This window comes from Comamonas aquatilis (assembly GCF_965139575.1).
In the GTDB taxonomy this organism is placed as follows: domain Bacteria; phylum Pseudomonadota; class Gammaproteobacteria; order Burkholderiales; family Burkholderiaceae_C; genus Comamonas; species Comamonas aquatilis.
Map to the genome: position 1 here is coordinate 122,382 of NZ_CBCSIW010000007.1, position 25,952 is coordinate 148,333.

General features: G+C 59.2%; 22 protein-coding genes. 6 read left to right on the plus strand and 16 right to left on the minus strand.

Features of this window, described 5'->3' with window-relative positions; all coding sequences use genetic code 11:
- Nucleotides 1–11 precede the first annotated feature (11 nt).
- Nucleotides 12–968: a Zn-ribbon domain-containing OB-fold protein gene (locus ACNAZA_RS11245; RefSeq protein ID WP_415796655.1), complete on the minus strand. Its 957-nt coding sequence runs from the start codon at nt 966–968 to the stop codon at nt 12–14.
- An 18-nt stretch (nt 969–986) separates the two neighbouring features.
- Nucleotides 987–1,784 carry an SDR family oxidoreductase gene (locus ACNAZA_RS11250; protein ID WP_415796656.1) on the minus strand — a complete coding sequence of 266 codons (798 nt, stop codon included), beginning with the start codon at nt 1,782–1,784 and terminating at the stop codon, nt 987–989.
- Nucleotides 1,785–1,894: 110 nt separating this feature from the next.
- Here ACNAZA_RS11250 and ACNAZA_RS11255 point away from each other — a divergent pair, with 110 nt between their 5' ends.
- The gene (locus tag ACNAZA_RS11255) at nt 1,895–2,707 is read left to right on the plus strand and encodes an enoyl-CoA hydratase (RefSeq protein WP_415796657.1); all 813 of its coding nucleotides are present in this window, start codon (nt 1,895–1,897) and stop codon (nt 2,705–2,707) included.
- Nucleotides 2,708–2,859: 152 nt separating this feature from the next.
- On the opposite strand, the gene ACNAZA_RS11260 is transcribed toward ACNAZA_RS11255, so the two are convergent.
- Nucleotides 2,860–3,234 carry a nuclear transport factor 2 family protein gene (locus ACNAZA_RS11260; protein ID WP_415796658.1) on the minus strand — a complete coding sequence of 125 codons (375 nt, stop codon included), beginning with the start codon at nt 3,232–3,234 and terminating at the stop codon, nt 2,860–2,862.
- Nucleotides 3,235–3,242: 8 nt separating this feature from the next.
- Nucleotides 3,243–4,016: an SDR family oxidoreductase gene (locus ACNAZA_RS11265; protein WP_415796659.1), complete on the minus strand. Its 774-nt coding sequence runs from the start codon at nt 4,014–4,016 to the stop codon at nt 3,243–3,245.
- 427 nt (nt 4,017–4,443) lie between these two features.
- On the opposite strand from ACNAZA_RS11265, the gene ACNAZA_RS11270 reads away from it, so the two are divergent.
- Complete coding sequence (locus ACNAZA_RS11270; RefSeq protein ID WP_415796660.1) at nt 4,444–6,570, plus strand: oxidoreductase; 2,127 nt, start codon at nt 4,444–4,446, stop codon at nt 6,568–6,570.
- Between the two features lie 73 nt (nt 6,571–6,643).
- On the plus strand, nt 6,644–7,507 hold the full coding sequence (locus ACNAZA_RS11275) for an SMP-30/gluconolactonase/LRE family protein (protein ID WP_415796661.1): 864 nt from the start codon (nt 6,644–6,646) through the stop codon (nt 7,505–7,507).
- Between the two features lie 105 nt (nt 7,508–7,612).
- Here the strand turns inward: ACNAZA_RS11275 and ACNAZA_RS11280 are convergent, their stop codons facing one another.
- Both ACNAZA_RS11280 and ACNAZA_RS11285 read right to left on the minus strand, forming a co-directional pair.
- Nucleotides 7,613–8,383: an SDR family NAD(P)-dependent oxidoreductase gene (locus tag ACNAZA_RS11280; RefSeq protein ID WP_415796662.1), complete on the minus strand. Its 771-nt coding sequence runs from the start codon at nt 8,381–8,383 to the stop codon at nt 7,613–7,615.
- Between the two features lie 102 nt (nt 8,384–8,485).
- A complete protein-coding gene (locus tag ACNAZA_RS11285; protein WP_415796663.1) occupies nt 8,486–9,910 on the minus strand; it encodes a coniferyl aldehyde dehydrogenase in 1,425 nt (474 codons plus the stop codon).
- 117 nt (nt 9,911–10,027) lie between these two features.
- Between ACNAZA_RS11285 and ACNAZA_RS11290 the strand changes: the two genes are divergently transcribed.
- The 3 genes from ACNAZA_RS11290 to ACNAZA_RS11300 all read left to right on the plus strand — a co-directional run bounded on the left by ACNAZA_RS11290 (nt 10,028) and on the right by ACNAZA_RS11300 (nt 13,464).
- Nucleotides 10,028–11,368 (plus strand): spinster family MFS transporter, encoded by a 1,341-nt coding sequence (locus ACNAZA_RS11290; protein WP_415796664.1) that lies wholly within the window; start codon nt 10,028–10,030, stop codon nt 11,366–11,368.
- A 33-nt stretch (nt 11,369–11,401) separates the two neighbouring features.
- Nucleotides 11,402–12,238 carry an SDR family NAD(P)-dependent oxidoreductase gene (locus tag ACNAZA_RS11295; protein WP_415796665.1) on the plus strand — a complete coding sequence of 279 codons (837 nt, stop codon included), beginning with the start codon at nt 11,402–11,404 and terminating at the stop codon, nt 12,236–12,238.
- 119 nt (nt 12,239–12,357) lie between these two features.
- Nucleotides 12,358–13,464 (plus strand): Rieske 2Fe-2S domain-containing protein, encoded by a 1,107-nt coding sequence (locus tag ACNAZA_RS11300; protein WP_415796666.1) that lies wholly within the window; start codon nt 12,358–12,360, stop codon nt 13,462–13,464.
- Between the two features lie 293 nt (nt 13,465–13,757).
- On the opposite strand, the gene ACNAZA_RS11305 is transcribed toward ACNAZA_RS11300, so the two are convergent.
- The 10 genes from ACNAZA_RS11305 to ACNAZA_RS11350 form a co-directional block, all read right to left on the minus strand.
- Nucleotides 13,758–15,047 carry an MFS transporter gene (locus tag ACNAZA_RS11305; protein ID WP_415796667.1) on the minus strand — a complete coding sequence of 430 codons (1,290 nt, stop codon included), beginning with the start codon at nt 15,045–15,047 and terminating at the stop codon, nt 13,758–13,760.
- A 191-nt stretch (nt 15,048–15,238) separates the two neighbouring features.
- Nucleotides 15,239–16,627 carry a spinster family MFS transporter gene (locus tag ACNAZA_RS11310; RefSeq protein ID WP_415796668.1) on the minus strand — a complete coding sequence of 463 codons (1,389 nt, stop codon included), beginning with the start codon at nt 16,625–16,627 and terminating at the stop codon, nt 15,239–15,241.
- A 260-nt stretch (nt 16,628–16,887) separates the two neighbouring features.
- Nucleotides 16,888–18,135 (minus strand): helix-turn-helix transcriptional regulator, encoded by a 1,248-nt coding sequence (locus ACNAZA_RS11315; RefSeq protein WP_415796734.1) that lies wholly within the window; start codon nt 18,133–18,135, stop codon nt 16,888–16,890.
- Nucleotides 18,136–18,171: 36 nt separating this feature from the next.
- Nucleotides 18,172–19,374 carry an acetyl-CoA C-acyltransferase gene (locus tag ACNAZA_RS11320; RefSeq protein WP_415796670.1) on the minus strand — a complete coding sequence of 401 codons (1,203 nt, stop codon included), beginning with the start codon at nt 19,372–19,374 and terminating at the stop codon, nt 18,172–18,174.
- A 140-nt stretch (nt 19,375–19,514) separates the two neighbouring features.
- The gene (locus tag ACNAZA_RS11325) at nt 19,515–20,000 is read right to left on the minus strand and encodes a MaoC family dehydratase (RefSeq protein ID WP_415796671.1); all 486 of its coding nucleotides are present in this window, start codon (nt 19,998–20,000) and stop codon (nt 19,515–19,517) included.
- A gap of 3 nt (nt 20,001–20,003) precedes the next feature.
- Complete coding sequence (locus tag ACNAZA_RS11330; RefSeq protein WP_415796673.1) at nt 20,004–20,789, minus strand: SDR family oxidoreductase; 786 nt, start codon at nt 20,787–20,789, stop codon at nt 20,004–20,006.
- Between the two features lie 272 nt (nt 20,790–21,061).
- Nucleotides 21,062–22,240, minus strand: coding sequence for an acyl-CoA dehydrogenase family protein (locus ACNAZA_RS11335; RefSeq protein WP_415796674.1), 1,179 nt, complete (start codon nt 22,238–22,240; stop codon nt 21,062–21,064).
- Entirely contained in the window at nt 22,237–23,376 is a 1,140-nt protein-coding gene (locus ACNAZA_RS11340) for an acyl-CoA dehydrogenase family protein (protein ID WP_415796675.1), read from the minus strand. The genes ACNAZA_RS11335 and ACNAZA_RS11340 overlap by 4 nt, the downstream gene beginning before the upstream one ends.
- 41 nt (nt 23,377–23,417) lie before the next feature.
- Nucleotides 23,418–24,293: an SDR family oxidoreductase gene (locus ACNAZA_RS11345; RefSeq protein WP_415796676.1), complete on the minus strand. Its 876-nt coding sequence runs from the start codon at nt 24,291–24,293 to the stop codon at nt 23,418–23,420.
- 60 nt (nt 24,294–24,353) lie between these two features.
- Nucleotides 24,354–25,925, minus strand: coding sequence for an amidase (locus ACNAZA_RS11350; protein WP_415796677.1), 1,572 nt, complete (start codon nt 25,923–25,925; stop codon nt 24,354–24,356).
- Nucleotides 25,926–25,952: the final 27 nt, after the last annotated feature.

Genomic DNA, 25,952 nt, shown 5'->3' on the forward strand with positions numbered 1-25,952 from the left:
TCTCCTCAGCGTTAAGCCACGGGGCGAAATTGGGGCAAGGTCAGCTCGCCGTCATTGAAGGTGTTGAACTCCACCTTCACCTTCTGGCCGATCTTTACGTCCTCTGGCTTGATACCCACCAGCTGCGCAATCAGGCGAGTCCCCTCCTCCAGCTCGATCAGACCAATGGGATTGGGATGATCGAAAGGAGGAACTTCTGGGTAATGCATGACCACAAAGGAATACACCTCGCCCAGGCCGCTAGCCTGTACCGTGTCCCACTCAAAGGAATGGCAATGCGGGCATACCGGGCCGGGCGGGTGATTGAGCTCACCGCAAGACTTGCAATGCTGAATCAGCAGCTTGCCCTGCTTGACACCTTCCCAGAAGAAGCGGTTGTCGTCGCTGATGCCAGGCATCGGGCGCTTGGCCTTGGGCTTCTCTTCGCTCTTGGCTTCGGCCGCTGCCGGTGTCTGCGCATTGGCCGGACGGAACTTGAAGACGCGGAACAGCAGCTGCCCCACATGCTCGTCATCGCCGCTTTTCGCGCCGATGGAGTAGTAATCCATGATCAGCGTGACAAAGTAGCCCGTGCCCAGAGCCGTGGTCTTTTGCTCGCCCACGTTGTCCAGTCGCGTGGTGTAGTACAGGTCTTCACCTTCCACCACATCGCGATCAAAAGTCAGCTCGGAGTTCACCGCCACGGTGGAGGAAAATCCCTGCGCATCCATCAGCTTGACGACTTCGTAGGGGTTCTCGGTCGTGGAGCCTGGAGGGTAGTTGTTGGTGACCGGGCCTTCCATGCACCAGACCTGGAGCATGCCGGGCGGCGCAATCATTCGGCCATCGGCGGTGCGCTTTTCCATCACCCCCATGATCTCGCTCCAATGGCGAATCATGGGCGCATTGACTTTGTCCCAAGCGTAGACACGCCCGTACTGCTTGCCCACGAGAGCGCGGACTTCTGCCATCCAGTCTTGATCAATCAAGTTTGTCTCCTTTGTTTTTCACTTCGCTTGAGGTTGATGCGCCTGATCCGAATTGGCGGCGCCTAAAAATGCGGGGCGCTCGCCGCCACCGTGCAACAGCAAATTGCTGCCGCTCATGTAAGAAGCCTTGGAAGACGCCACGAACACGCAGGCGTCGGCAATGTCTTGAGGCTCGGCCAAGCGGCCGGCCGGAATCGTCTGGGCCACGGAGGCAATGCCTGCCTCGTCACCGAAATGCAGATGCGACTGCTCTGTACGCACCAGGCCGGGGCTGACCGCCACCACGCGCACCTTGGGTGCCCATTCCACGGCCAGAGAGCTGACCAGACTCAGTACCGCCGCCTTGGCCGCGCCATAGGCCGCAGTGCCGGGCGAGGGGCGCAGCGCGCTGATGCTGCCAATGCAGACAATCACGCCACCGCTCTCTTGCTGCTGCATGACGGCATTGGCGGCCTGCGATGCATGCAGCGTGGAAAAAAGATTCAGACGCAAAACGCCTTCGTGAAAACGCGGCGAAACGGTGGCCGAATCCACGGCCGGCGCACCTCCGGCGTTATTCACCAGCACATCGAGGCGACCATGACGCTCATGCACCTGCGTGACCAGATCCTTGACGGCCTGCGCCTCCCGCACATCGCAGGCAATGAACTCTGCCTTGCGGCCGGCAGCGCTGGGCAACTGCTCGGGCTGTTGACGTCCGCAAACGACCACCGTGGCACCGGCTTGCAAAAAGGCTTCGGCAATGCCTTTGCCTATGCCCTTGGTGCCGCCCGTCACCAGCACAACGCGAGATGAGTATTCTTGATTCGTGTCCATGCCTAGCAATTTAGGGGCCGGCATCAACACCAGATACGTCCAAAAGGACGATGTAGGTACCCAGTGGGAAAACGACCATTCAAGCCAGTACAAGCTTTATCGAAGGTCTTATGTCTCTTCTCGACAGCCCCGCGAATCCCACCGAAATTTCCACCTCCGAGCTGGAGGTTTCACTTCTTGAAGGCGGTGTCGCCGTGGTGCGGCTCAACCGTCCACAGGCCACCAATGCACTGAATCTTTCACTGCAAGCAGCACTGTCCCGGGCCTTCCTGGCACTCGGTGCCGATGCCAATGTCCGCTGCATCGTGCTGACCGGCGGAGACAAGGTATTTGCCGCTGGCGGCGACATCAAGAGCCTGGATTCCTGCGGCCCCATCGAGATTCTCGAACGCCATACGGAGCGCGTCTGGGCACCAATCGAGAAATGCCCCAAGCCCATCATCGCGGCGGTTTGCGGCTATGCATTCGGTGGCGGCTCGGAGCTGGCCATGCATTGCGACATCATCATTGCCGGCAAGAGCGCCAGCTTTGCCCAACCCGAAATTCGCATCGGCATCATGCCGGGCATCGGTGGCACGCAACGACTGGTGCGCGCGGTCGGCAAGTTCCAGGCCATGCGCATCTTGCTGACCGGAAAGCCCATATCTGCCGCAGAGGCTTACTCAATGGGTCTGGTCAGCCTAGTCTGTGAGGACGATCTGGTGCAGGCAGAAGCACTCAAGATGGCCAGCTTGATTGCCGCCATGCCACCGCTGGCAGTCGAACAGATCAAGGAAGTGGTGATTGCGGGCATGGACGCCTCGCTCGATACCGCTTTGATGCTGGAGCGCAAGGCCAATCAGATCCTGTTTGCCACGCAAGATCAGAAGGAAGGCATGAGCGCCTTCATCGAGAAGCGCAAACCCGTGTTTGAAGGCCGCTGAGCTGCTGAAGCAACGCTATGCAAACAGGAGCTGGTTGTGCTTTATTTCCATTGAGTTCAGGTAGAAAAACACTTGAAATCAAGAAAAATAAAGCGCTGCCAGCTATCTAAATATTAGCAAAAACCGAGGCCTGATTGGCGCTCAGCGGATCGTCAGCGCGACCGGATATTGTGTGCTCCGAACAGCGCACGCATGCGGCTCACCTTGCCTTGGGCATCAAAGCAGAAATGGTCGATAGGCGCGATGGTGGTGCGGCGACCTTGGTGCTCGAAGCTCACGGTGAACGCAAACATGGCCTCATTGGCTGAGGCCCTGACTTCACCTTGCAACGCGACCTCGAGCGGCAGCTTCAGCGCCTCGGTATAGAACGCCCGAATCTGCGCATGACCCCGCTTGGGTGGCGACCCCACGGGATCCTCGACCGAGGCATCCTCGGCATACATGGCCACAATGCCTTCGATATCGGCGTTACAGAGTGCCGCGATATAACGATTCACCACGGCGCACATATGCTCGGCGGTATTCATCTGCGGCCTCAGAATTGTGTGGGACGCATTTGCGCATCAATGCCGCCATCGACGCAGATCTGCGCACCATGCACATAGCTTGCCGCGGCACTCATCAAAAAGGCAATGACCGAAGCCATTTCCGCGGGCTCCGCGCGCCGTCCCATGGGCGGAATGAACTTGGCAATCGATTCACTGAAGCGCGCATCCTGCAGACCTGCCTGCAACAAAGGCGTCTCTGTGGCGCCCGGAGCAATCGTATTCAAACGCACGCCGGCCTGCCCCCAGGCCGTGACACGCTTGCGCACCGCCACCGTCAACCCGTTCTTGCTACCCGCATAAGCCAGATTGCCGCCCTGCTCGCCGGCGGCACTGACGATGGCCTGGGCCGCCGCCTCGTCTCCGCTCTCGAATGCGGCAGCCAATGGGTTCTTCTCCCATGGCAGATGAGCCGATGCCACCGAAGAGATGACCACCGCCGCAGGCGCCTTGCCACGCTGCAGTGCAGGCAGCAAACCATCAAGCAGTTCCACGGCGCCGAAATAATTGACCGACACCACCTTGCCAACGGGGCGAAATTGCGCACCCAGCCCCGCACACAGGACCAATCCATCCAGCATGCCGCCAGATTGCTCCAGCGCCTGCGCCAATGCTTGCTTGCGGCCTTGGGCCGTAGACAGATCGGCAATGATCTCAGCGTCGCGGATATCGATGCCGATGATTTTGTGACCGGCGGCTTCCAGCGCCTTTCTTGTGGATGCGCCGATACCGGTGGCGCAGCCAGTCATCACTACTGTGGACATGTCTCTTTCCTTTGGGTTGTTGCTTGAGTGGGCACATCAAAACCGACGTTTCGCGACGGCACCACATGCAAACGGACGATGTAGTTCCGCTACGGGGAATTTAGTGTGGCAGCTCCAACGCTGTTGCCAAGCCATCTGCCGCCAGAAGTTCCATGAATTTCACCCCGCCATCTCAGCCGCCCCTTGTCGACACGCTCAACGGGTCGAGCCCTCTCATCCCTGCAGGCCTGCCGGCCGACGTGAAACAGCAGATCCACACCAAGGCAAAAGGCAAGCCAAGCCTGCACGATCGGCGCTACGAAACACATGGATTCAAGCGCATCGCTCCCGCGGCGCACACAAAGCTGAGAACGTGCCGGTCTTCAGCGAAACGGCCAAACTAGACCACCCACTTGAATTTCATAACAATTGACAGGAGACAAACATCATGAGCAACCCCCACGCATTTCTTCTACAGCCTGGCCGCATCGGTAAGTTAGAGCTGAGCAATCGCATTGTCATGGCGCCCATGGGCGAAAACTTTGCCGGCACCGACGGCATATGCGGCGAAAAAGCCCATGCTTACTACGAGGAGCGGGCCGCCGGCGGTACCGGCCTCATCATCATGGGCACGACCGCCATCTCTTGGCCCAGCGGCACCAGCGAGCCCTATCAGCTGGGCATCTCCAGCGATGATTTCATTCCCGGCCTGAGCGAAGCCACGCGCCGCGTGCATTCCCATGGCGGCAAGATTGCGCTGCAAATCAACCACAGCGGCAAAGTTGCCGCCAACGACCGCGCCCACGGCCGGGAGATGTGGGTCTCTTCGCTCCCCCCCAAAGCGCCGGTGCATGACTCCATGCGCACCATCACGCCCAAGGAGTTTTCGACTTTTGTGGGTGTCGGCCCCTACCCGGAGCGTTACCGCGTCATGGACAAAGCCGATATTGCGCAGATGATCGAGTGGTTTGCCGCCGCAGCGGTGCGTACGCAGAAAGCAGGCTTTGACGCTGTCGAAGTGCATTGCGCGCACAACTACATGATTGCCAACTTTCTCTCGCCCTTCTTCAACAGTCGCACGGACGAGTATGGGGGCAGCTATGAGAACCGTACCCGGCTGCTGCGCGAGGTGCTCACCGAAGTGCGCAAGCGTGTGGGCCCCGACTATCCTGTCTGGGTGCGCCTGGATTCCGAGGAAATGCATACCCCGGGCGGCATTACCATGGACGAGGCACTGCAAACGGCCAAGCTGTGCGAGCAACTGGGGGTGAACGCCATCAGCGTCTCCGCCTATGCGCGCCTGCCCACGGGATCTGCGTTCACCGATGCACCGATTCCTCAAAAATCCAATGCCTATCTGCACTTTGCCAAGGAATTCAAGAAAGCCGTCGGCATTCCGATCATCTCGGCGGGCCGTTACGAGCTGGATGCTGCCAATCAAGCCATCGGCAATGGCGAGATCGACTTTGTGGCTTTTGGGCGCAAGCTGTTGGCCGATCCGGACATCGCCAACAAGCTGGCAAACAATGCAGCCCAGGATGTGCGCCCCTGCATCTTCTGCTATGCCTGCGTCAGCGAAATCTTCGTCAATCACCCCATCAAATGCGCCGTGAATGCCCGCACCGGCCATGAATTCGAGGCCCCCATCCGCTTTGTGGAAAAGCCCAAGCATTTGCTGATCGTGGGGGGAGGCCCTGCAGGCATGGAAGCCGCTCGAGTGGCGGCCCTGCGCGGCCACCGCGTCACCTTGCTGGAGCGCAGCGACCGCCTGGGCGGAACGCTGTTCTTTGCCGCTCTGGCTTACCCGGAGAACGGCCGCCTGCTCGACTATCTGGTCAAGCAGATGAAACACCCCAACATCACCGTCCGCTTGAACACGGCCGCTGATGCGGCATTGATAGAGACACTCCAACCCGATGAAATCTTTGTCGCCACCGGTGCCAAGCGAGCGGCTCCGGCCATTCCCGGCGCAGATCAAACCCATGTCTGGAGCGGCGATGAATTGCGCCGTCTCATGACGGGCGACCGCGCCGATGAGATTGCCAAAGCCAAGCTGAGCCTGACCGAGCGGGCCATGTTCAAGGCGGGCGGCATGCTGGGCGTCACGGACAGCACCAATGCCATTCAAGGTCTGTCCAAGCTCTGGATGCCATTGGGCAAACGGGTGGTCATCATCGGTGCCGGCCTGGTGGGTCTGGAGCTGGCGGAATTCCTGCTGGAGCGCGGCCGCAATGTCACCGTGCTCGATCCTGGCACGCACGCTGGCACGGAGCTTCCCATCGTCCGCCGCTGGCGTGTTGTCGAAGCGGTGAAGGCGCATGGCACTTTGCAGTTGCAAGCCCAGGTCACCAACATCGGCCGCAAGCAAGTTCAATGGACGGACAAGAATGGCGAGTCCCATGAAACGCCCGCGGACTCCGTCGTCATTGCTCTGGGCGCCGAAGCCGACAGCAGCGTGTCGGATGCTCTGCAGTCGAAGACATCGACGACGGTACGCCGCATGGGCGACTGCAGCGAGCTCGGCTACATAGAAGGTGCCATGCATTCCGGCCATCAGGCAGGCAGCACGGTTTAAACCTTCATCACGTGAGCACCCTCAGGCAACTTTGATGGCGGCCTGAGTTTCCCAATTTCTGCAGGAAGCTTTTATGTCCGCTATTTCAGAGCCACAGCTCGTCGTTGACAACCTCAGCTTTGCCGAAGCGCCCCGCTGGTACCAGGGAAAGCTGTGGTTTTCAGACATGTATGCGAACAGGGTTCATTGCGTGGATGCGGACGGCAGTATCGCCACCGTTGTTGAGGTTCCCGGTCATCCTTCAGGGCTGGGTTGGTTGCCTGACGGAAGGCTGCTGGTCGTGTCCATGCAGCAGCGCAAGCTGCTGCGCCTGGACCCACAGGGCCTGGCCACGCATGCAGATCTGAGTGCGTTCGCAAGCTTTGACTGCAACGACATGGTGGTGGATCGCCATGGCCGCGCCTATGTCGGCAACCTGGGGTTCGACGTATTCGCAGGCGCGCCCTTTCAAAGCGCAACGCTGGCCATGGTGACGCCGGAAGGAAATGTTCAGCCGGCGGCGCAAGACCTGGGCTTTCCCAACGGGGCCGTCATCACCCCGGACGGCAAAACCCTGATCATCGCCGAAACCTTTCACTACCGGCTCACGGCATTCGATATCGCCGCAGACGGCTCTCTAAGCGGTCGCCGCATCTGGGCAGATCTTGGCAGCGTGATGCCGGACGGTATATGTCTAGATGCACAAGGCGGCATCTGGGCTGGCTCACCATTGACTGCGGAGTTTGTACGTATCCGCGAGGGCGGTGAAATCACGGATCGCATTGCTTGCTCGCAGCCAGGTATTGCATGCACCCTGGGCGGAACGGACGGTCGCACCCTGTACCTGGTCAGCGGCCCCACATGCAGCCCCAGCGAGGCCATCGCCCAGCGGAAAAGCCGTATCGAATCGGTACGCGTCCCCATCGCTGGAGCCCAATGGGGGCAGAAGCTCGATTGAGCCGTTGATTCAGACTATTCAGCGCAGCAAAGCAAGCGCAGGAAGCTATTATTTCAATAGCTTCCTGCGCTTTATCTTTGGTGCCTTAAGGCCTGGAGTGCGATCTTAAAAATTAGGCGCTTCCACGCCGCCATCGACCGACAGCACCTTGCCCGTGATCCAGCTCGATGCTGGCGATGCCAGGAACAACACGGCAGAAGCGATGTCTTCGGGACGCCCCATGCGCGCCATGGGAGTGCTGCGCTCCATACGCTCTTTGCGCTCGGGCGTCAGAAACGGTGCCAGTGCGTCCGTCATGATGGTGCCGGGCTCAATCGCATTGATACGGACCACGGGGCCAAAGTCCTGCGCCAGATTGCGCGTGAGCTGATTCAGCGCCGCTTTGGATGCCGCATAAGCACTGAAGTGCTTTTGCGCATACTTGGCCGCAACGGAAGAGATATTGATCACAGCGCCGCCGCCCGCAGTCTCCATCGCGGCTGCCGACTTCTGGATCAGGTTGTACGCAGGCACGACGTTAAAAGACAGCATGTCGGCCACGGACGATCCCTTGAACTTGCGCGGATCGCTGGGGCCGCCGCCTCCGACGTTATTGACCAAAACAGTCAGCTTGCCCAGCTCCTGCAACGTGCGTTGCATCAGCCGATCCAGATCTTCTTCCTTGTTGGCATCACCCGGCACGATGATGGCCCGGCGCCCCATGGCAATGATTTCAGCATTGACACTGGCCAGATCGGCCTCGGTGCGTGCAAACAAGGCCACATCGGCACCGGCCCGGGCCAGCATCAGCGCACAAGCGCGGCCAATGCCCTTGCCAGCGCCGGTCACGACAGCGACCTGACCTTCCAGCGAAAACTGGCGAAAAACGTCATTCATGAAAAAACCTCAAATGTGTTTGGCACAGGCTCATGGTCCGCAGGCTGCGATGCATGGGCATCGGCCAAACGGACCAAGCCGCTCAAAAATTCAGACCTGCTTTCAGGGAGTCACTGCAGCGTTGAGCATTTCGGCAAACTGTTGGGTATAGGGCGGCAGCATTCCCCATTCACGTCGAGGATCATGGCTGCCTGCGCGATAAACCGAGCGGGCATGGCTGAACTCAAGAAAGCCTTCGCGGCCGTGATAGTGCCCCATGCCCGATGCACCCACACCACCAAATGGGGCCTCTTCCAGCGCAGGGTGCATGGTCACGTCATTGACAGTGACGCCGCCAGACAAGGTGTTGTTCAGCACCCAAGCCAGCTCCGCCTCGTCACTACCAAAGTAGTACAGCGCCAGCGGGCGCTCGCCGGCATTGATTTCGCTCACGGCATCTCGCAAGTGCTTGAAGCTGCGCACCACCATGGCTGGACCGAAGATCTCATGCTGCGAGATCTCGCAATCCTGTGGAGGGTTGATCGCAATCGCCAGCGGCAGACGTCGATCCGAGCCGGTCTGTGCACCACCGACTTCGATCACCTGAACTCCGCGCGCCTTTGCATCCTCAACATAAGACTGCACACGTGCCAGATGGCGCTCGTTGATGATTGGCGTCACATCGCCGTTACCGTCAATCGTCGGATACAGGCCCTCATAGACGGCGCCCATCTTCTCGACAAGCTCCTGCAGGCGGGATTCATGCACCCAAACAGTGTCGGGCGAAACGCATAACTGGCCAGAATTAAGAGACTTGCCCACCGCAATGCGTTCGGCCGCATTTTCCAGGTCGGCCGTGTCACTCACCAGCACCGGAGACTTGCCGCCCAGCTCCAGGGTCACGGGAACGAGGTTCTTGGCTGCGGCCGTCATGATGAGCTTGCCCACCACCGTAGAGCCGGTAAAGACCAGATGATTCCATGGCTGCTCGGCAAACTCCGCGGCGACTTCGGGGCCTCCTTGAACCACCGCCAGTATCTGTGGATCAAAACGTTTGGCAATCGCTTCAGCGAGCACCTGCGCCGTTCGAGGCGCAATTTCCGAGGGCTTGAGCACCGCGCGATTGCCCGCAGCAAATGCGCATGCCAGTGGGGACAACAAAGTAAACAATGGCGCATTCCAGGTGCCGATGATGCCGATCACACCCTTGGGCTGGTATTTGACCCATGCCGTCGCACCAAACATATCGAAGGGCTTGATACTGGGGCGTGGCGAGTCATCCAACCAACCGCTCAGGCTGTCACGAGCATGCTTGAGCGAAGCCAGCGAGCCCAGAACATCGTTACCCAGGGAAAACACCGAAGGCCGTCCGCCAAAGTCCTCACCCATGGCCTGGCAAAGCGGATTTTTGCATTCAACCAGCATGTCAATGACTTGTTGCAAACGCTCAATACGCAGCTGCGCGCTGACGGGACCCTCCTCGATAAAAGCCTTTTTTTGCATGTCCAGCACCTGGCCTATCGAAAAATTCTGAATGGTCTGATTCATGTCTGTCTCCTTGTCTATGTAATAAGTGCAGAGCTTTCATGCTGGGGCCTCAGGAATACCCGGGCGTCGTCCATTAAGACGATGGCGCCAAAACCAAGCCAAAGCACGATGCTTTTCATGCCTACATCCCATATCACTCCGCAAGTCACTTGGCGCACTCATCTCAGCCTTGCTCTGCTTGCCTTGGTTTATATCTTTGCCTATATAGACCGGCAGGTAATTTCTATTTTGATCGAGCCCATCAAAAATGAATTCAACGCTTCCGACACGGAAATAGGCTTGCTTACCGGCCTAGCCTTCGGCCTGCTTTATGCCGTGATGGGTATTCCCGTAGGCCGAATGGCAGACAAGCACAATCGCCGCAACATTGTCGCCATAGGCTGTGGTCTGTGGAGTCTTGCCACCCTGGGCTGCGGCCTGGCCACACAATACTGGCAGCTGCTGCTTGCACGTATGAGTGTTGCGGTTGGAGAGGCTGGTGGCATGGCACCCTCCATCTCCCTGATCTCGGATCTCTATCCACCCAAGCGCAGATCACTGGCCATCAGCATTTTCATGATGGGCCCCAGCCTTGGCGTGCTTCTGGGCTTGTCGATCGGCGGCCTGATCGCTCAGCATTACGGCTGGCGGGCCACCTTTCTGGCGTTTGGCCTCCCCGGCATGCTGCTGAGCCTGATTGTCTATGTGCTGGTGAAAGAGCCCTTACGCGGCGCATTCGAGCAAGCCGCCGCCAAACCCACCCCCAGTGCAACTAAAACGCCTCAGGAGTCCTTGATTCGCCAATTGCTGCGCCTGTGGAAGCTCAAACCACTGCGCAATGTAGCGATTGGCTGCGGCATCGCGGCAGTCTCGGGGTACGGCTATGCCGTATGGGCACCTACTTATTTCATGCGCACACACGGCATGAGCATTGCGCATGCCGGCCTGGTGTTCGGCCTGGCCAGCGGCCTGGGCGCCGTAAGTGGCGCAATTTTTAGCGGCTGGCTGAGCGACAAGTTGTGCTTGCGAGACTCTCGCTGGCAACTGGGCCTGCCAACGCTGGGCGTCTTGATTGCGCTGCCCTTGGGAGTGGCCATCTTTGTCTGGCCCTCTCAAGGCTTCTGGAACATTGGAGGGATTCATGTTCCCGAAGCCATGGGGTTCGTTCTGCTGTTTTCATTTTTCTGCAGCTGGTGGCCTTCGCTGTCATACAGCGCCGTAAGCCAGATGGTTTTGCCATCCGAACGCGGCGTAGGCCTGGCTCTGCTCAATTTGTTCATCACCTTGCTTGGCGCCGGCATGGGTCCTCTCATTACCGGCGGCTTGAGTGACTACTTCGCCCATACACATGGCGCAGATGGTCTTCGCTGGGCGCTGGCCAGCATCGTCATGCTGATGAGCTTCAGTGTCATGTTTCTGGGCTCATCGCTGAATCCCTATCAAAAACGCCTCAAAGATCTTCAACCGGCCTTTGCCTGATTGCAGAAATCCTTCCGTATTTCATAGCTATCCATGCCCACACCTGTCGTATTCATCACCGGCGCGAGTCGCGGCATCGGTGCCGCCACCGCCATTCACTTCGCGCGCAATGGCTGGCGTGTAGCCATTACCGCGCGTACTCAAAATGAGGGCACGAAGCTGCCGCATCAGCTTCGTCTGCCCGATGGGCAATTGCTGGCTGGCAGCCTGGCCAGCACGGCGACGGAAATCGAAGCCGTGGGCGGAGAAGTATTTGCGCACGCGATGGATTTGATGCAGCTCGCCTCCCTGGACACCGCAGCCAATGCGGTGTTGGAGCACTATGGTCGCGTCGATCTGCTGATCAACAACGCCGTATATCAAGACCGTGAAGTCAATGCATTGATTCCACAACTGGATTCTGCAGCCATGGAGCGCACGTTTCAAGGCAACGTGATTGCCCCGTTTCATTTGGCACAGCGCCTGCTGCCAAGCATGGTGGCGCAAGGCGGCGGCCGCATCATCAATATGTGCTCCGGCGCCGGTCAATACAACCCACCGGTTTCCGCGGACAAGGGTGGATGGGGCTTTGCCTATGGCGCCTCCAAGGCGGCCATCGCACGACTGGCGGGGTGCATCAACACGGAATACAAAACACAGGGCATTTGCGCATTCAGTGTCAATCCCGGTGTTGTGACTACCGAGGCAGTCAAAGCCACGCTGGGCGACGACGGAGTGCTAGCCCAACGTTATGGAGCAGCCACACCTGCGCAGATCGCCGCTGCACTGTTCTGGCTCGGTACGGCAGCAGACGCCCCGAGCTTGGCCAAAGCGCCAACCATGCTTGAACTGCAAACCTTGATAAAAGAGCGCCTGGAAATCACGGCCTGAGCGGACTTTGCGCCAGATCAAGCCGGTAAAAGCGGACTCGTCCGAACAGAGTATGCGGCTGCGTCGAGCGTCTATGAAGATCAATCGTCCACACAAACATACCCGGAGACACAACCCCCATGGCAACCACGAAAGACTATCGCCTCGGTGAATTTACCTACCCGCGTGGCTGGTTCATGATTTCCGAAGCCAAAGCACTAGACACCCACAAGCCCGTGGCCGTCCGCTTCTTTGGCCAAGACTTCGCACTGTATCGTGGCCGAGAAAGCGGCAACGTCGTTCTGCTGGACGCGTACTGCCCCCACATGAAAACCCATTTGGCGGCATCCAATACCACCAGCTATGTGGTGATTGATGGCGGCGGCAGCAACGTTGAAGGTGACGGCATTCGCTGCCCATATCACGGCTGGCGCTTTGGAGCAGACGGCAAGTGCAACGACATCCCTTATCACGACGGCGCCATTCCAGCTGCGGCCGCAGTCAAGAGCTGGAAAGTGGTGGAGCAATATGGTGCGATCTGGGTTTGGTTCGACCCAGAAGGGGGCGAGCCTGACTATGAACTGCCCACATTCAGCGCCTGGAACGATGAGACTTATGTCAATGGCGAATGGGATTACCTGGGCGAGTTGAATCAGCACCCGATGGAGGTCATTGACAATATTGCCGACTACGGCCATCTGAGCCCCATCCACGGCTCAACCGTTGAGCGCTTTGAAAATGTCTTCAAGGGCCACAACGCTATTCAGCGCCAATGCGGTGGACATCGTACTTTGGTGGGTGAAGGCGGTGCCAGCGCAGACCTGCATACCGACACCTGGTACCACGGCCCCGGCATTCTGGTTTCCAAGGTCAGCGGCATGTTCAACTCTTTCATGATGATCATGCACACCCCCATTGAAGACGGCAAGATCAAGGTCTGGCACAACCTGCTGGTACAAACCTCGCATGCAGGCAAGCCCAACAAGGCCGACGTGGTTTCCGCCAAGCAGTTCCAGGATGCCAGCCGCCTGGCATTTGCGCAGGACTTTGAAGTCTGGTCGCAAAAAGCCCCTTGCCTGAACCCGCTGTTCATTCCCAGCGACGGTGCCTTCCTCAAGGCCCGCATCTGGTACAAGCAGTTCTACAACCCTCGCGCCAAGACTGCCGACTACCTGGATCAGTGCGAAGGCAAATACGTGCCCAAGGGTATGGTTGCGTACACGCAGGAAGAGACTGCTGAAGCTTAAAAATCAGCACCAAAGCTAAGGCCCATGGAATATTGCATGGGCCTTTTTTATTGTTTCTTCACGGACTCGTGCGAGATGAGTTGCAACCTGCTTGTCTCGGCCTGTGCGGCTTGCGCCCCTGCAGCCACGTTATGCCTGCGGTCCGTGCTTCAAACATCCATCTGGCAACAAGCACTGCAGGTTGCATGTTCACCTCACGCCATTTGCCAAACATCCGGTCAAACGCTGCCCAGATAACTTCTTCGCCTTGAGGCCAAGAAGATACCCGGATTCAGCAGATGAGCCGGCAAGCTTTAGGCTGCGGCCGGCGCATACAGGGTGCGATAGGCCTTGGGGTAGAACATCATGGCCTTGGCATAGGCCATCAGACCAGGAATCATGACGCACATCATCACCAGCAAGGCATAGCGCAGGCCCTGGCCCGGAGCCATGGCGTTGAATACATCACTGAGCCAGCCGCTGGCAATGGGTCCCAGCCCGTTCCCCAGCAAAGCCCCCGACATCAACACCATGGCGCTTGCCGTCGCACGCCGCTGCGATGGAACCACAAGGCTGAGCGCTGCATAGGTGGCTGAAGCCCACCAAGGAGCAAAAAAGGAGTAGCCCATCAGCAAAGCAATGGAGATGTAAAAATGCTGCTCTCCCATCAGCAGATATCCCATGCCAAACACCGTAGCAAGGGATAGAGCCACTAGCGGCACACCCAACTGCCAGCGCAGGTGACGTTGGGCCATGCGGTCAGTAGTCCATCCCGAGATCAGGTTGCCTGTGACCGAAAGCACTGCGCCGGTCGCCGAAATCCAGCCTGCGTCGGTGAGCGAAATATTGAAGCGTCTGCTGAGCAAGGCCATGTTCCAGGCCCCCACGGACAGACAGGCCAGCAATGCGCAAGCGGCACCAATGATCAACCAGCGCGTCACTGGTTCGCGCCAGATCAGAACAATTGCAGGAGTCGTTGTCGTAGGCGTTGCAGAGCCTGCGGGCTGCACCATGCGATCTGCACGTGCAGGCTCCTGCACGGTCAGCTGCAGCACCCAAGCCAGAACAACGCTGGCGCAGCCAATGACCGCCATTGTTGCGCGCCATCCCCACATCTCGGCCAAAGTTGGCCCCAGGAGCAAGGCAAGCAGCGCGCCGGCGCTGGCGCCCATGCCGAACACACTCATAACACGCGATCGCTCCGATGGCCCATACAGATCAGCCAGTATCGACATGGATGCCGCTCCCCCACCCGCATCGCCCAGTGCGGCGCCCGCGCGTGAAGCAGTCAACCCCCCTGCGCCGGTCGCAAATGCCCCTAATGAGGCAATACAGCCACCCAGGCCGCGGCACCATGCAATCAAACTGCGGCGCTCATGCTTGTCCGCCAATCGTCCAAGCGGAAGACCGAGCAGCCCGAAGGTCACTGCAAAACCCATTCCGGTAATCAAGCCAATCTGCAAATCGGTAAAACCGAATTCCCTCTTGATGGGCTCAAGCAGTACCGCCAAAATCTGCCGGTCCATGAAGGTCACCGCAGAAAGCATGGTGAGTAATACCAAGGTATAGCGACGCGAGCGCTGCTCGGAGTGTGGATTGCTCATACGATTTTTAGTCACCTTTGGCCTCTGAAAGAGGCTTTCTGCAAGTGATCAATGCACTCCGCAAAGGGAGCGCGCGACATGAAGGTGTATTGACCTCTCTTGCCCTATGGTGCGCACTACGGCCCTGTCGCTCATCGTCCAAACAGACCTTGTTTCAAACAATCGGCCCGTCAGGTGCACTCACTGCATGCTCAAGCCACACCCGCGCTTTGTCCGGTCCGGATCTGATTGACATAGCTTTTCAGCGTCAGCGCATACGCAGCCACAGCCACCAGATAAAAAGCCAGCATGCACACCAGTGCCCAGCGCAACGACTCGACACCAGCCAGGCCGCTGAGAGCATCACTCAGCATGCCTGCGGTCAAAGGTCCCAGCCCTCCACCAGCAGCCGTGACCAACAAGTTGTAGATGGCCAGCGCCGTTGCCAGATACTTGGCTGGCACCACATTCGTCAAGGCGGCGTAGGTCGGAGCCACCCAAAAGCTGGACAACACAGCAAACACCAGGTACGCAGGCATGGAATGCGGAATCTGCAAACCACCGAAGGCCCATGGTGTGGATGCCGGAGCCATATAGAAATACAGGCCAAACGGAACAGATGCCAACACCCCCAGCACCGGCACCCCAATCTGCCAGCCCGGACTGCGCTTCGCCATTCGGTCCGTCAACCAGCCGCTGAGCACTGCACCGATGATGGCTGCGCCGCCACCGAAAATCCCCATCAAAGCGCCAGCATCCTTGAGCGACAAGCTGTGTGAACGCACCAGAAACGAGGTGTTCCACATGCCGATTGCATAACCGGCAAAAGCCAGCAACAAACTCGCCAGACCCAGGCCGACAAAGGCAGCGTTTTTACGCAAAGCCAAAACCACATCGCCGAAGCGCTCGGTCACCAAGCCCACGGCTTTCTCGGCCAGCGCCTGGGGATCACGCTGCTGCGCACCACGCTCAGGCTCGGAGCAGGTAAAACGCAGCAAGAGCGCAGCCACAATCCCTGGAATTGCCAGCGAGAGAAAAGCCTGCCTCCAACCATATTGCTGTGCAATCCAGGCCCCCAGCCCCAACCCAAACAAAGTGCCGAAATGCGGGCCCAGCATGAAGATGCTCATGGCACGGCTGCGCTGCTCAGGTGGATACACGTCGGCGATCATGGATCCTGAGGGAGCCGTACCACCGGCCTCGCCGACCGCCACAGCTACGCGGGCCCCTACCAGGCTCCAGAAGCCCAACGCCATTCCGCACAACGCGGTAGCCAGGCTCCAGGCCAGACAGCAATAAGAGACCAGGTTTCGGCGATTGGAGCGATCGGCCAAGCGCCCGAAAGGCACGGCCAATATGCTGTAGAACAAGGCGAATGCCAGCCCCGTGAGCAAACCCATGGCACTATCGGAGACGCCAAATTCTTCCTTGATCGGCTGAATCAGCACACCCATGATGTGTCTGTCGATCATGCTCATGGCATAGACAAACAGCAGCACGACCAGCAGGTAATGTCGTCTGAAACCTCTGGTTTTTGGCAGGGCTGAAGCCTCCGAATCCGCGGCAGACTTGTCTTTGGCAGAAACCGATGGGATTTGCATTTTTGTCTCCAAGTTCAACTCTGGCCGGTATCTACCGTGTCTCCACACGCCCGCCGGCGAGTAAGAACAAAAGCCTTCAACCACAGCCTGCGCCCAAGGCGCAGCCCTGTGATGAATAACGCCATCCAGATAAGCAATGCATGACGCAGCGGCAAAAGCACTTGCGATGGCCTCCTGGCCCTGGCTCCCGCAGCTCAGAGCAAACAAGGGTGTCCATTAAAAATGGGCCTGAGCCCATTTTTAATTTCCTCATCAACAGATTATTTGTTGCCCAGCCAGGCCACGCTGTTAAGGAAAATTCGCACCAGCTCCGTCTGGCGACGCACACCTGTTTTGGAGAAGATGGAGCGCAAGTGAGCACGTGCCGTGTTGCGGCGAATGTTCAATGCCTCTGCAGCTTCCTCCAACGACAGGCCATTGGCTAGTTGAATCGCCAGCAGCGTTTCGGCCGGAGTCAGCTGGAACAACTGCTGGGCCAATTTCACGGGTGGATCCGCCTTGCCGCCGGTGTCGCGTACAAATACGGCCACACTGGGGCGCTGCTTGCCTTCGGTCCATTCGTCGGGGGAGATGCTTTGCACCACCACCCCCCAGTTAAGTTGACCCGACTGGCGGCTGACCGACATACCTTCGGTCATAGACAGGCGCGAGACCTGGGTATGCATCAGCGCGTCCTTGATCAGACGCTGGAGCTTGCGGTTGTCGTTGCCGTAATTGGCCTCCAGCATTCCACCGGAGATCTTCAGCCCATCCTGCATCTCCAAAATACCGGAAGCCGCGGGGTTGGACTCAATGACGAGGCCGTTCTGATCCAGAATCACCACGCCCACCATGAGCTGCGCCATGGCTCGGCTGTAGAGCGAGATCACCTGGCGATCCTGATGCAGCGCAAGGTGCAGATTCAGCGCGCGCTTGAGGTGCGAGAGCAGCATGCCAGCGAAGTTTCGCTCTTGCTGATTGAAAGCAGGACTGCTTTCAGAGCGCGTGACACGCAATCCATAAACGCAGCCATCCTTGGTAGCCACATCGGCCGCCATGACGTGAAACACCTGCAGACCCTTGCACCAGTCTTTGTAGTATTGCGAGCCGCGCCATTCGGACTCCGGCATCACATCACCAATCGTCACGATACGGTCCGTTGGCATGCCTCGAAACGGACTCATGCTGATCTTGGGGTTGCTCGAGTCAATATCTTGACGGTCGCCCGCAGCGGAAACAATCAAACCCACGTCATCCGCATTCCCGGGGCGCACAATCAACGAGGTGTAGTTACCACCCAGTTGCAGGCGAATCGCCTCGAGAAACGGCTTCCAGCTTTCGGGGTCCTGAGCAGCCTCGTAAAGCAAGCTGGTGATCTGACTGAATTTCTCAGCCGAAATGTACTCAGTATCTTTAGTTGCATTCATGGCTACAGGTTTTTCGAAAACCGGTACATCCTTGAGAACACAGGCCATAGAAGGCGATGGGTACGTTGAAAACCCCATTCTTGCGTAAGTACTGTCCATCAGCATGCTCAACCTCTTTGAAAAGTGGTTTTAGACGGATTAATTCAGTTCAAACAAGCCGGCAGCGCCCATGCCACCCCCGATACACATGCTGACCACCACATAACGGGCGCCACGGCGGCGGCCTTCCAGCAGCGAGTGCCCCACCAGGCGTGCACCCGACATGCCAAACGGATGACCTATCGCAATGGCGCCCCCGTTCACATTCAGACGATCTTTGGGAATGCCCAGCATGTCGCGGCTGTAGATCACTTGACAGGCGAAAGCCTCGTTGATTTCCCAGAGGTCGATGTCCTTGACTTCCAAGCCATGCTGCTTGAGCAATTTGGGAATAGCATAGACGGGCCCAATACCCATCTCGTCCGAGCGGCAGCCCGCCACGGCCATACCTCGATAGGTACCCAGTGGAGTCAGGCCCCGCGCCCGCGCTTCATCGGCACTCATCAATACGCTAGCACTGGCGCCATCCGACAGCTGCGAGGCATTGCCTGCGGTGATGAACTGACCTTCACTCACGCATTGGCCGTTCTTCCAGACAGGCTTGAGCTTTGCCAGGCTTTCCAGCGAGGTATCGGCGCGATTGCCCTCATCACGGGTAAGAGTCACCTCTTCAGCACCCGTGACATTGCCTTCCTTGTCGAACAGCTGCTTGACGGTGGTCAGCGGCACGATTTCATCGTCGAACAGACCCTTGGCCTGCGCAGCGGCCACACGCTGCTGGCTTTCCAAAGAGTATTCATCCTGAGCTTCGCGGCTGATGCCATACCGCTGGCTCACGATTTCGGCCGTTTCAATCATCTGGATATAGGCCGTTGGCTCTGCAGCCAGCACCGCCTTGGATTGGGCGCGATAGGAATTCTTGTGCTTGTTCTGCACCAGAGAGATGGATTCGAGACCACCAGCCACTGCGATGTTCAGCTCGCCGGTCATGATGCTTTTGGAAGCCGTTGCAATGCTCATCAGGCCGGAGGCACACATGCGATCGATCACCATGCCGCCAACGGTATTTGGCAGGCCTGCCGTGTAAGTGCACAGGCGTCCCAGGTTGTAGCCCTGAGTTCCTTGCTGGGCAGCGATACCCAAGATCACATCACCTACATCCGCTCCATCGACACCCACCTTGTTCAACGCAGCACGAATGACGTGTCCACCCAGCACAGGAGCCTCGGTATCGTTAAATGCTCCGCGAAATGCTTTGCCAATGGGAGTGCGTGCCGTAGCAACGATAACTGCGTCTTTCATCTCTGTCTCCAAACCTCGTTGTTGTTCATCACTGGAGCAAGTTCATTTGCTCTTCATTTCAAAGGTGGCCACTCTGCGGCGGCACTCCCTTGCTTAGCCGTTCAGCAGCTGTATAAAACTTTGTACACAATCGCTGGCACTCAATTGTTCCCGACAAAAAACAGCCGGCTGATGGTTTCGACCACACAGCCGGGTTTGTCCTGATCCTTGATCTGCACCGTGATGCGAATCGTGACCTGCACGCCGTCATCGCCCATCTGCGTCGCCGCAATCACCTCGCCGCTGCCGCGAATCCAGGAATTCACCAGCACGGGAGATGGAAAACGCACTTTTTCGCAGCCGTAGTTCACGCCCATCGTCAGCCCTTCATAGGCCACGAGCTGGGGCAAAAACAGATTGGCCAGCGAAAGCGTCAAGTAACCATGGGCCACGCAGGCGCCAAACGGGCCATTCCTGGCCTGCTCGGGGTCCACATGAATCCACTGGTGGTCACCCGTGGCATCGGCAAACTGCTGGATGCGCTCCTGGCTGATCTGCACCCATTCGGTCTCGCCCAGTTGGCGTCCCACGGCAGCCAACACCGAGGCAGCCGAGTCAAACATTACTTTTTCGGCAACGGCATTCATGGCTCAGGCCCTTTGCGAGCTGACAGAAACCACTTCACCCGTCATGTACGAGGAGTAGTCGCTGGCCAGGAAAATCATGACGTTGGCCACTTCCCAGGGTTCTGCGCCCCGGCCGAAGGCTTCTTTTTCGGACAGTTGGGCCAGCAGCTCTTCAGAAGCCGACTTCTTGAGGAACGCATGAATGGCGATGGAAGGTGCCACCGCATTGATACGGATACCGAATTCAGCCGCTTCCAGCGCCGAGCAGCGGGTGAAAGCCATCACACCCGCTTTGGCTGCGGCGTAATGCGCCTGCTCGACCTGGGCGCGCCAGCCCAGTACCGATGCGTTGTTGACAATCACGCCCTTGCCACGCGGCTGCATGACCTTGAGCGCGGCGCGCGTCATGCGGAAAGTACCCGTCAGCGTGATGTCGATGACCTTGCCCCACTCGTCATCGCTCATATTGACAACCTTGCAGCTGGTACCCAGACCTGCATTGTTGATCAGCACATCAATCCCGCCCATGACGGCATCGGCTTCGGAGATCAGGGCTTGAACCTGCTCTTCCTTGCTCACATCGCAGAGCTTGCCAAACACCTGGGTTAAACCCGTATCTTTCTTGATCTGCTCCACGGCCTCGGTCAGGCGACGCTCGTGCACATCCGAGATGAACAAGGCTTTGCAGCCTTCCTCTGCTGCACGTTTTGCAGCAGAGAAGCCAATACCGGCGCCAGCAGCAGCGGTGACAAGCACAGTTTTGTCTTTAAGCAGACCATGGGCAGCAACGTAAGAAGGAGAGCTTGTCATTTTTCGTCAAAGATGAGGATTGAGGGAATCATCTCTTTCGCCCCGGGCTGCAACATCGTCACTTTGGACGATAGGTCATTCCCTAATGTCGTTTGCCGGACATTCTCGACAGTGCGCTTGCCTCGCCAGAGAATGCTCGTGACATCGATTCTTCTCAGAGCGATGCAGAGAAAGTAAATGCCCGCACACCAATACAGCAAACGCGGCAAAGCCATCGGCGGCTGCCGGTTTGCAACTGATTTGCTTGAGGCCGCAGCCGCAATGGCGCTGATTCAGCGCGGCATGCCCAGGGCGCGCTCGGCCATGAGGTTCATCTGAATCTCGTTGGTGCCTGCGTAGATCGTGTCGGCACGGCTGACCAGCCACAGCTGTTGCAGCGCGGCGAGGGCCGAGTCCTTGAGCACCAACTCGCCCTGCTCGCCCAGGACATCCATGGCCAGCTCACCCAGATCGCGGTGCCAGTTGGACCAGGCGTACTTGGAGACCGAGGCCACCCGAAATAGCGTGTCTTCGCTGCTGGAGCGCAGCGCGTGGGCACGCAGCGTCTGCAGGCCCAGATCGGCCTTGGCCAGGCGCTGGCGCATCAGCGGGTCGCGGGCCGTGCCATTGCGCTTGGCCAGCTCAATGATCAGATCCAGCTCGTAGCGAAAATGCGCCTGCTGGCCCAGCGTGGATGCACCACGCTCGCAGCCCAGCAGATACATGGCCACCTTCCAGCCATCGCCCACCGGGCCCAGATGCAAAGCACCTTCGGTGCGAGCCCCGTCAAAGAAGACCTCGTTGAACTCCGAAGTGCCGGTGATCTGGCGGATCGGGCGCACTTCCACGCCCGCCTGCTTGATGGGCACCAGCAGCAGCACCATACCGGCGTGGCGCGTGCTGGCCGCCGCCGTGCCGACCTCATCGGTGCGGGCCAGCACAAAAATCCACTCGGACTCATGCGCCCAGGATGTCCAGACCTTCTGACCGTTGATCACCCATTCGCCCGTGGCTGCATCGCGATAGGCCTTGGTGCGAATGGCTGCCAGATCGGAACCGGCACCGGGCTCGGAGTAGCCCTGAGCCCAATAGTCGGTGCCGGCCAGAATGCCCGGCAGAAAGCGCGCTTTCTGCTCAGGCGTGCCAAAGGCCATCAATGTGGGGGCCAGCAGGGTCTCGCCAATATGGCCGATACGACCGGGGCCGCCGAGGCGCACATATTCCTCGTGAAAGATAACTTGCTGGGTCAGCGGCGCATTGCGCCCTCCGTACTGAGACTCCCAACCCAGCCCGGTCCAGCCGCCGCGGGCCAGCTCCCGCTCCCACTCCTTGGCCAGCTGCGCGTCATAACCCTCGGCACCCAGGCCGCTGGCATGCTTGAGCGGTGCGAACTGGCCCGTCAGATGCTGGCTCATCCATTCCCGCACCTCGGCGCGAAAGGCTTCATTGATTTCCGATTCCTGCATCTTCATGCTGCCTCCGTCACGCTCTCGTCCAACAAACGCACAGCCACCAATTCGCGCCACTGCTCCACCGTGCCCATGCGCTGGCTGGCCGACTGCGCGCGGCGGAAGAACAAATGGGGATCAAACTCCCATGTAAAGCCCACGCCACCATGGAGTTGAATGCTTTCACCTGTGGAAAAGAGAGCAGCTTCCGTAGCATCTGTGCGGGCTTGCGCTGCAAAATAGGTCAAATCGCTTGTATCGCCAGCGGTGTCAGCCATGAAAGCTGCTGCATAAACGGCAGAGCGCGCCGTTTCCACCTTGACCAACATCTGCGCTGCGCGATGCTTGAGGCCTTGAAAGCTGCCCACGACCTTGCCGAACTGCTGCCTTTCCTTGGTGTAGTCCACGGCCAGATTCAGTGCACGCTCGGCTACACCGACCTGTTCAGCGGCCAGACCGATGGCGGCCAGATTACGGGTCTGCGCCCACAGCTGCTTGAGAGCATCGCCATGCATCAGCAAGGCGGCGCCGGTCAACGCCACATTCACGGCCGATACCTGGGCGCTGCTGCGCGTGGCGTCCACCGTAGGCAGCGCCTGCACGCTCAGACCATCGGCCTTGGCGTTCACCTCCAGCAGACCCAGCGATCCGCAAGGCAGCGTGGCGGGCAACAGGAATACATCGGCATGTGCACCGGAGCCCACCTGGCTCCATTGGCCATTGAGCACCAGCGCATCCCCTTCGACCTTCAAGGTCGCAGCGGCCGGCAACTCGCCGCGCACCGTCATGCCCAGCACACAGATCTGGCCCGACGCGGCCAGGCGCGCCACCACCTGCAGGCCTGCCTCGGTCTGGCTCAGCGCCTTCCACAGCGGAGTGACGGCGACCACGGCATCAAAAAACGGCACGCAAGCCAGGTGGTAGCCCATCTGCTCTTGCAGCAGCACCAGCTCACGCCAGCCCAGGCCCATGCCACCTGCGGCTTCCGGCAAAGCCACGCTGCACCAGCCCATGTCCACTACTTCCTGCCACAGCGCGCGGTCCAGGCCGCCCTCGGCTTCACAGATCTTGCGGACCTGCGCCGTGCTGCTGTTTTCCTGCAAAAACACCGCAGCGCTCTCGGCGATCATTTTTTGTTCTTCGTTCAGAATTAAATCCATGATGGCTCGCGCTCAGAAAGTAAGAATGGGCTAGGCTGCCATCAGGTTCCGTACACTTTTTGCGGTGCGCGGCCCTGTGCGATCAACTGGTCAACCACTTCGGTCAGTTCCTTCGGCTCCCAACGGCTTTGCTTGTCACGGATCTGACCGGTGAACCAGCCGTCGGCCACCGAGATCTCGCCGCCCTTGGCTTCAAAGCAGCGACCGGTCACATGACTGGACAGGGAACTGCCCAGCCACACCACAATGGACGCCACGTTCAGCGGATCCCAGGCATCAAAGCCGGACTCGGGCTTTTTGACCATATCGGGCATGGCACCTTCCGTCATCGCGGTACGTGCAGCGGGAGCCAGGCTGTTGGCCGTGATGCCATAGCGCGCCATTTCCGCAGCCTGCACCAGCGTCAAGCCCGCAATACCTGCCTTGGCTGCCGCGTAGTTGCTCTGGCCAATGGAGCCTTGCAGGCCTGCGCCAGAGCTGGTGTTGATGATGCGCGCATCTACTGCCTTGCCGGCCTTCTTCTGATCGCGCCAATAGCGGCCAAACACATTGGCCATGCAGAAGTGACCGCGCAGATGCACGCGCATGACCATGTCCCAATCCTCTTCGGAAAGGCTCAGAAACATGCGGTCGCGCAGCACGCCGGCGTTGTTGACGATGACTTGCACATCGCCAAACTGGGTCACTGCCGCATCCAGAATCGATTGGGCGCCGGCTGTGGTGGTGATGTCGCCGGTATTGGCCAGCGCCTTGCCGCCAGCGGCGATCACTTCATTGGCCACAGCCTGTGCGGCTTCGGCGCGGATATCGTTGATCACCACATTGGCGCCCTCTTTGGCAAAAGCCAGCGCATAAGCGCGGCCCAGGCCACCGCCTGCGCCAGTGATCACCACGGTACGTTGGTCGCAAATACCCATTTCTTTCCCCTTTTTGCTTGCTTTGCAGCGCGGGCCAGCGGCCCGTCTGCCTTCTTGAAATTACGCTTTGAGTGCCGACAGGTCGGGCATGCGATGTGCCCATGGCAGGGCCTGCTCCATCTGCACCGCCAGTCGCAGCAAACGCCCTTCTCCCCCAAAGGGCGCGACAAAATGCACTCCCACGGGAATGTGGTCTGCCGTCCAGTGCACCGGCACACTCATGCCCGGGTGCCCGCTGATGTTGAACAGCGCCGTGAAAGCCGCTGACTTCATCGCTTCAGCCGCATAGCTCTGATAGGGCTGGTCGAGCCGCAGCGCACCGAGTTGCTGGGCAGGCACGGCCGTGGTGGGCGTCAGGATCAGGTCGTACTGACCGAGGAAGGCATCGAGCAAACGGCCTGCTGTATCAAAGCCCGCGCGTGCACGGTACAGGTCCAGCGCCGAGCCTTTTTTGGCCATCTGCAAAGCCACCCAGTTCAGCGGCTCCATCTCGTCTTCGCGCACCGCCCGGCCCAGCTGCTTTTCGCGATAGCTGACAGCGTTCAGCATGCCGGTGGCGGTAGCCAGGCCCTGGCCCGCGAAAATCTCGGCGATAGGCAGCTCGGGGAAGGCTTCTTCCAGCACATGGCCCATGGCCTCGCAGGCGCGTGCGGCCTTGTCCAGCGCCGCCAGGCAGTCGGCATGCACAGGCACGCCAAAGTGGTTTTTGCGCCAGATGGCAATGCGCAGCTTGCGCTCGGGCTGCTGCAGGGCTTGCACATAGCTGCCCTGCACATCCATGCCGGGGCGCACACGTGATCCCAGTTCTGGCCCTGCGGTCAAATCCAGCAACAAGGCGCTGTCACGCACCGTGCGGCTGACCACATGGTGCACCGACAGGCCCACGGCGCCATCCAGCGCATCCGGGCCGCCGGGCACGCGGCCACGGCTGGGCTTGAGACCGAACAGACCGCAATGCGCCGCAGGGATGCGGATGGAGCCGCCGCCATCTGTCGCATGCGCCACCGGCAACACGCCTGCGGCCACCAGCGCGGCGCTGCCGCCTGAAGAACCGCCCGTGGTGTGCTGCAGGTTCCAGGGATTGGGCGTGACGCCGTGCAAGCGCGACTCGGTCGTCGTCGTCATGCCAAATTCTGGCGTGGCGGTCTTGCCAAAAATATTGAGGCCCGCCGCCTTGTAGCGGGTGACCAGTGTGGAATCCTGCGCCGCCACCGCATCTTTGAAGAAGCCGCAGCCATTGGTGGTAACCGTGCCCGCCATGCTGGCGCCCAAATCCTTAAGCACAAAGGGCTGACCCCAGAGCGGAGCTTTTGCGCTTGCCTGCTTGCGCGCATCTCTGCCCATGCTCGAGAGCTTTTTTGCATGCTCGCGCGCCATATCGTAGTTTTTGACAACCACGGCATTGAGCTTGGGCAAAGCTTCTACACGCGCAATCGCTGCATCCAGTGCCTCCAGTGGCGTGACCTCGCCCGCTCGCAGCTGACCGGCCATGGTGATGGCATCGTCAGGCGCGGAGCGGCTGACAGCCGATCGGGCCAAAGCCGGCGTTGCAGGCAGAGCAGCCGTCGCCGCTGTCGCTGCAGCGCCCAGCAAAAAAGTACGGCGATCGTTAGCTGTCGCGTTGTTTTGCATGTCTTGATATCCGTTGGTGTTTTGGAA